The following is a 6,045-nucleotide window of genomic DNA, read 5'->3' as shown; positions in this document are numbered from 1 at the left end:
CTCAAAAACGAAATCCCAAAACGCAGGAAAGCGAGGTCCCACACACCGCTTTCCTGCAAAATCGAATACTTTCTCAAGACCATTTTTGCTTATTTTTCAGGTCAATCCGCATTCTTCACGGAGGACTCGGCAACACGGCTTTAGAACTGCTCTTCGGAGCTATCCCCGCGAGAACTGGCCGTGCGTTCGGCGGGCGAGCGACAGGAGTTCGTCTCGGAAGCTTTCAGTCTACCGGCTGCTGAAGGCCCGCGACCTGATCACGGCTTCCTGGCTCCGGACTTCGGAGGTCTCACTGAGGGTGTCACCACAAGGCGCTCTTTCGAGAGACGCACCAACTACAAGTGTCGAGCGGCCTGCATCGACCAGTACTCCGCTTCAGCAAACGGATTGCCTGGGTGGTCGCTGAGCGCCGTGGTCAACAAGGACTTACAGAACGCAGGCGTGAGCTTGCCGCGGTGGACCACGACGTTCTCATGACCCGTCGCTGCCTGGGCGTTCTGCCACTGCCGATTGTAGCCGCGCTGTTCATTGGACTTGACGTGGCAAGCGGCGAAGTCGGCGTCATCAAGCGTCGCCAACTGCCGCGCGTGTACCGGCCGCTTCGTATGGATGTGCACCCACATCGGATTCGGAATGGCACCATTGCGCAGCGCCCGAGGTTGCAGCTTGATCTCAAACAGTGCGCCTGGCTCACCCTTTAACGCGCGCGGCGCATCCGCGGGCGCCAATTCCTCGGTCGTCCGCAAGTGTTCAAGGTATTTCTGCGACGGAAAGGCGTACGTCTTCATGCAATCAATTCTCGTCGTGGCCTTTCGCTCGTTCAAAGCCTTGGCCAGCCCCTGGGCCTCGGACCCCATCACTTTGAGCCCGACTATTTTGTCGTGCACTTCGCGCAACTGCACAGGCGTGAGTAGACCGCGCCGGCGAGGCTCCTCCAACGCGGCCACACAGGCCTGCGTCTCCGTTGCCTGGGTCTGCAGGCGCTTGACCACGGTGTCCACGACGTGGTCGGCGTCCTCGGGTTTCATCTGGCGTACTTGCGAGGCGGTCCTTTGTTGACCAGCCAGATCGAATTGCAAAAGTTCGTCCAAACGCTTGAGGAGTGGCGTCAGTGCCTCCATCGAGGGCGGGGCCTGCCAGATTGCCAAGTGCGTCGCCGACGATGATGCCCTCGCATGCGCCTCCTCTGCGCTCACGAGCTTCTTCGTTCCTAGATCCGAGAGCACGAGAACCTTGGCTGCTGGCGCCGTCTCGGACATAGCGACCTGCGGCTGCGTCCGCCCGGCCGCCGAACTCCCGGCGCCAGCGGCCGGCGTGCGCTTGCCTTTCCCCTTCCTGCGCGCTGTCGTGCCTTCCGCCACTGCAGCATCGCCGGTCGTGTTGGTCGGTATCGCAGCCCGAGCGTCGGCCGGCGGTGCAATGTTGGCTGCGGTCTTCGGCTGCAGTGCCAGGAAGCGCATCGCCTCGTCCGCAGTGACCCACGCGCCTTCCACGATCTTACCCAAGAGTTCCAATGGGAGATCGGTACCTGTTCCGACATCGCTTAGCTTGGCACCGATGTCATGCAACGCCGACGCAAATTCCGAAAGCCGCTCCATGACTCCTTCCAGAACGGCACAGTGCTCTGCATCGAGTACGCGTCCTTTGCTGTTTAGAACGGCATCGGCCGTCGAGACGAATGCAGGAAACACATCCTCGATGAAGGTTCCCAGCAGACGCACCCGCCCGTTCTCACCCATAAGGATGTCCCTCAAGGCTGGTTCGAACGTGCTCGCCTGCGGCTCAATCATGACCTGCGCGAGAGCGATCCGCGATTGCAGATGCATGCACTTCGTATTGAGTGCCCAACCGGTGTGCAGCCGCAGTGCCGCCTCTTCGGCCTGCCGCATCTCGGCCGTTGTACCTGGTAAGTTGGCAGTGGCGGCGCAGACGGACTGCATCCGTTCCGAGCGCAATGCCTTCTTTCCCCACCACTTCATGCAGGCCGCATAGCGGTCCGCCACACTGGAAACCGCTCGGCTCAGCTGGTCGGAGGGAGCGTTGGATTGGCGCATCCGGTCGAGCACGGTGGCCGCACTCTTCCTGCTTTGCTCCAAGGAGTAGACAGTCTGGGTGGCCAGTGTGTTGCATTGGTCCGCCGCACGGAGCACCTCGTCGCGGAGTCGGCGAGCCCGATCATCGGACAGAACCCTACGTGCCACATGCGGGGGCAGGCTCGCGCGGTAGTCCAGAACTTTTACGCCTGCCTTGACGAGCTGGTCGATTCGCTCTTGCGCCTCCGACGAGTCCCGCAACACTTGCGTGGCCGCACTACGGCAAGTATTAAGTTCCTCAAGCAGGCCGTCCATTTGTCGCTTTGCTGCCTCGATCTCGTCGCCTGTCGCCGAAATGGGACCCGAAGTTCGCGGCTGGCTGAGGACCGGCGCCGTTCTGTCTTGAGGCCCAGAGCGCATCCGCTCCAAGACGGAATCGAACGATTGGCCACCTTCCCCAGCGGCAAGTCCTGATTCCGAGCGCGAACTGCTCGATCCCGACGTGCTGTCCGCTCTCACAGCCTCAACCTGCGACTTGAAAGGCCGCAGCCGGCCAATGCCCGTCATATCCACCTCCGATCCAGGCGATAATGCGAAGCCTATCGAGATACACCGCCTGGCTGACCATTAGCTGACGAAAAGCATTCTCGCGGATGCACAAAAAAATCCGAACCATCGTGCCTTCCAATTCCATGGAAGATCCCGTGGTCTTGAATCTTCTGCCTGGCAGACACCGCGTCCTGATCGCAAGCAGGCCATCAGTTCGCGGCACAACACTGCCGGCGCTGAACGAAGAGGGACTGGTATAGCCCTCGGCAGGTCCTGGACGTGCGTACGGCGGAGTGCCAGTGGGGCCATCGCGCTCCAGTTGGCCCGCGCGGCGTCCCCGTTCGCGAGGATGTTCGATCGAAGACCTGGCGGTTCAGCGCCGCCCTTTCACAGCCGCTGCCGGGATGGGAACCAGTTCGTGATAAGTTGAGGCAATGATCGCCGCGGCAAATAGGTCATCCAGTCCTTTAAGCTGTGGTCGGTCAGCCGATCATTTAAATCGGGACCGTGCGCGACGTGCGTTCGCAGGTATCTGGAATATATGCCAACTGCACCTCTCGAGCAGTCGGGGCCTGGCGAGCCCCCTTCAGCCGCATCGTTGAAGACCTGCCGCGCCTCGTCCAATTGGGTGACTGCTCTTGCACCCCCATCAAATAGCTTCGGCCCGATTGATGGAGGTCGAACCTCGAGGATTGCTCGGTCGAAATCTGGCAGCAAGCTCATGCGCGCTCGATGCGCGGCCGCTTGCGCAGTCTTCCGAATTTGCGACAGCGGCAAGAGCTTCGCGATCATCGCGTACCGCCTTGATAGCTCTCTCTTCAAGACAGAGATCGTCGCTCATTGGCTGCTTCCTGTTACTTCGTAGCGCTCGATCAGACCGACGGCTCCAGTCGGTCCTCCGTGAGCGATCGACGGTAGATGCTTGGGCGCAACCGCTGCCCAACGGCAATGTCGTGTCGCCTTTTCCCGCACGCTCTTTCTTTCTCTGCGCCGAAACCTGCCGCCTTCTTGTGATGCAAAGCGCGGTCTACCACGTCTTTTCCCGCTTAAGTCTGTGTTCAGCGCTCGGACGCACCTCGCCTCGTTGGCTTGATCTGGCCGAAGACCGGCTGCGCCTCGATCGTCTGAGACGCAATGCCGCCGGGGAGACTTTCTTCCCCTGGGCTAACGCCCATTCCTCGCGAGGCAAGAAAGTCTCCCCGCCGGCATCCTCCGCTTCACGCTCCGGCCCGCGGGAAGATGCGGGTGCGTCGCCGATCGTCTTCGGCTGTCAGATCGCCATCGAGGCCGCGGTGGTCGCGGGGCTCGAAACAAACCAAGGAGAAGTGACATGGCTACCATCGGTTCTTTCAAGAAGGTCGGTTCCGATTTCCAGGGTGAGATCGTCACGCTGAGCCTGCAGGCCAGGGGCGTCCGCATCGTCGCCGAGGCCAACCGCTCAAACGAGAACGCTCCCAGCCACCGCATCTATGTGGGCCGGGCAGAAATCGGGGCGGCCTGGTCGAAGCGCTCCGAGGAAGGCCGCGACTACCTCTCGCTCAAGCTCGATGACCCCTCGTTCAACGCGCCGATCTACGCCAACTTGTTCGACGATGAAGACGGCGAAGGCTACACCCTCCTCTGGTCGCGGCCGCGCAAGACCGGCGAGTAAGCCTCGCAACACCTACGCCCCGCCCGATCTGATCGGGCGGGGCGCTCTTTGAAGCCAGCAGAAAAAAATGGCCCAGACCGCCGGATTGATCCGCAATCGATCGGATTCATGAATTTCGCTTCGCGATCTTGGGACGTGCTTTGCAAAATTCTTCGTCAGGCAAGACAAGGTCGACGTGACTGACGCCCAGCGTGCTTGCGAGCTCGAACAGCGTCACTACAGTCGGATTGCGCTGACCACACTCCAACTTGCTGATGTATTGTTGCGTGAAGCCGGAGGCCTCGGCGAATTTCTCCTGCGTGAAGCCCTTCCGCTTCCGCAGTTCTAAGAAATTCCGGCCCACCAGCTTGCGCATGTCCATCTGCGCAAGTTGCGTCTTTACATACTAGGAGGTTTATCTCCTATAATATGTATTCTAGGGTTGGGACCGAACCAGGGGATAGAGCGAAGGTGCGACCTTCAGCGAGCAAGCCCCGCGCGTCGAGTCGCCACCGACACGTTTGTTCTCATACTTTGCGGGATTCTCATGCAAACGCCTCTTGACCCCGATGTCGCGGACTTGGCGCCCACAGATGCGGCGCTGACGTCCTATGACGAGCAGCACCTGGTGACGTATTGGCGGCTCCTCGATGCCGAGGCCGATGGCGCTGATTGGAGCGAAGTAGCCAGGATCGTGTTGCATATCGATCCGGATGGCGAGCCAGGGCGCGCTCGCAGCGCATTCGACAGCCATTTGGCACGTGCAAAATGGATGGCGGACCAGGGCTACCGCGACCTGCTTCGCGTTGGCGTCCCCAAATAGCAAAAAATCATCGTCTGGATTGCATAGGGAGAAAGAATTTCTCCCGTTGATGGCGTGATCGACTATGTGCATCACGCGTGATGCACAATTCGTGGCTTCCATAGCAACCCCAGGCTTTATAGACACTGCGCCGCAATTTCGATTTAGCGGGAGATCACAGCAGTGTCTAAATTCGACTGGCGCTCACCGGCGTCGTATCAGAGCGTCAAAGATGGCGAGACGTCGGATTTCGCCTGGGAAATCCTCCGTCGCAATCCCAAGTATCAAGCTGACTATCGGAACACGGTTTCGAAACACGGGCAGGTGACTCCTGAATTTCGGAGGAGATGGGGCCTCTGCTTTCGCTCATGACCCGCAGAGGTCCTTTCATCAGCAGGCCATCTTCTGGGCGCCGGAGGCTTTACCGGCGGTGCTACCGATCGTTCGGAGCGCTTCCGGCTCGGATATCGTTGCCGCTGCGCTTGCGCTTGCCGAACCTGCATCGGACAGGATCAGAAAGGCAGCGGATGGTTGGCATCTTGTATTGCGCATTCAGGGAGCCAAACATCATCTGTGGCTGAAACAGGCCCCGCAGTTCGGTGCCACTTATGCATTCGAACTGCCGCCTGACGCGTTTGAGATCCGTGCCCATGCCGCAAATCGGTTGTTGCGTACGATCAACGGTCGCCCGCCAGGACCTCCGTTTCATCATCTATCGGTACAACGACGTAAGCGATTGGCGCTGGCGCTGCGCGCCCTCGATGGATGCATGGATGGCGCCTCCTATCGTGCCATCGCCGAGGTGTTGTTTGGTTCAAGACGCGTCTCTGAGCGCGCCTGGAAAACCCACGACCTGCGCAGCCGAGTTATTCGCCTGGTTAAGGCGGGTTTGGCGCTGATGCGCCGTACGCCTACGAGGAGGGCCGCCAGATTGACGCGGGCGCGCGGGGGCGGTGAGCTATATGATTGGCGTTGGATGAAGATCAGGCGGCTTGCTGATCGCCGGAGTTGCCGGGTTGGCGCAGAAGCTT

At 60.2% G+C, this 6,045-nt stretch carries 8 protein-coding genes; 4 read left to right on the top strand and 4 right to left on the bottom strand.

All coding sequences use genetic code 11. From position 1 onward, the window contains the following. Positions 1-335: 335 nt before the first annotated feature. The 3 genes from ACV1FX_RS41505 to ACV1FX_RS41495 form a co-directional block, all read right to left on the bottom strand. Positions 336-2,600, bottom strand: coding sequence for a hypothetical protein (locus tag ACV1FX_RS41505; protein ID WP_473123248.1), 2,265 nt, complete (start codon positions 2,598-2,600; stop codon positions 336-338). Further along, the gene (locus tag ACV1FX_RS41500; RefSeq protein ID WP_473123249.1) at positions 2,557-2,727 is read right to left on the bottom strand and encodes a hypothetical protein; all 171 of its coding nucleotides are present in this window, start codon (positions 2,725-2,727) and stop codon (positions 2,557-2,559) included. Before ACV1FX_RS41500 ends, ACV1FX_RS41505 begins: the two co-directional genes overlap by 44 nt. Before the next feature lie 504 nt (positions 2,728-3,231). Further along, positions 3,232-3,423, bottom strand: a complete 192-nt coding sequence (locus ACV1FX_RS41495; RefSeq protein WP_473123247.1) for a hypothetical protein — start codon at positions 3,421-3,423, stop codon at positions 3,232-3,234. A 489-nt stretch (positions 3,424-3,912) separates the two neighbouring features. Between ACV1FX_RS41495 and ACV1FX_RS41490 the strand changes: the two genes are divergently transcribed. After that, complete coding sequence (locus ACV1FX_RS41490) at positions 3,913-4,233, top strand: DUF736 domain-containing protein (RefSeq protein WP_473123246.1); 321 nt, start codon at positions 3,913-3,915, stop codon at positions 4,231-4,233. Between the two features lie 106 nt (positions 4,234-4,339). On the opposite strand, the gene ACV1FX_RS41485 is transcribed toward ACV1FX_RS41490, so the two are convergent. After that, on the bottom strand, positions 4,340-4,594 hold the full coding sequence (locus tag ACV1FX_RS41485; RefSeq protein ID WP_473123245.1) for a helix-turn-helix domain-containing protein: 255 nt from the start codon (positions 4,592-4,594) through the stop codon (positions 4,340-4,342). Positions 4,595-4,759: 165 nt separating this feature from the next. Here ACV1FX_RS41485 and ACV1FX_RS41480 point away from each other — a divergent pair, with 165 nt between their 5' ends. From ACV1FX_RS41480 to ACV1FX_RS41470, 3 genes are all read left to right on the top strand, one after another. After that, positions 4,760-5,035 carry a DNA -binding domain-containing protein gene (locus ACV1FX_RS41480; RefSeq protein ID WP_473123244.1) on the top strand — a complete coding sequence of 92 codons (276 nt, stop codon included), beginning with the start codon at positions 4,760-4,762 and terminating at the stop codon, positions 5,033-5,035. Positions 5,036-5,197: 162 nt separating this feature from the next. Continuing rightward, the gene (locus ACV1FX_RS41475; RefSeq protein WP_084801356.1) at positions 5,198-5,386 is read left to right on the top strand and encodes a transcriptional regulator domain-containing protein; all 189 of its coding nucleotides are present in this window, start codon (positions 5,198-5,200) and stop codon (positions 5,384-5,386) included. Between the two features lie 58 nt (positions 5,387-5,444). After that, positions 5,445-6,045, top strand: a 601-nt coding sequence (locus ACV1FX_RS41470) for a DUF2285 domain-containing protein (protein WP_473123243.1), incomplete at its 3' end; no start/stop codon positions are given.

The sequence above is a fragment of the Bradyrhizobium ingae genome (genome assembly GCF_055791185.1).
The sequence above is the reverse complement of the archived record's forward strand: the minus strand, read 5'-3'. Positions and strand labels throughout refer to the sequence as shown.

Coding starts and splice junctions, on each gene's coding strand:
- ACV1FX_RS41505 (WP_473123248.1), bottom strand. CDS start 2,600: ATGACGGGCATTGGCCGGCTGCGGCCTTTCAAGTCGCAGGTTGAGGCT.
- ACV1FX_RS41500 (WP_473123249.1), bottom strand. CDS start 2,727: ATGGAATTGGAAGGCACGATGGTTCGGATTTTTTTGTGCATCCGCGAG.
- ACV1FX_RS41495 (WP_473123247.1), bottom strand. CDS start 3,423: ATGAGCGACGATCTCTGTCTTGAAGAGAGAGCTATCAAGGCGGTACGC.
- ACV1FX_RS41480 (WP_473123244.1), top strand. CDS start 4,760: ATGCAAACGCCTCTTGACCCCGATGTCGCGGACTTGGCGCCCACAGAT.
- ACV1FX_RS41490 (WP_473123246.1), top strand. CDS start 3,913: ATGGCTACCATCGGTTCTTTCAAGAAGGTCGGTTCCGATTTCCAGGGT.
- ACV1FX_RS41485 (WP_473123245.1), bottom strand. CDS start 4,594: ATGGACATGCGCAAGCTGGTGGGCCGGAATTTCTTAGAACTGCGGAAG.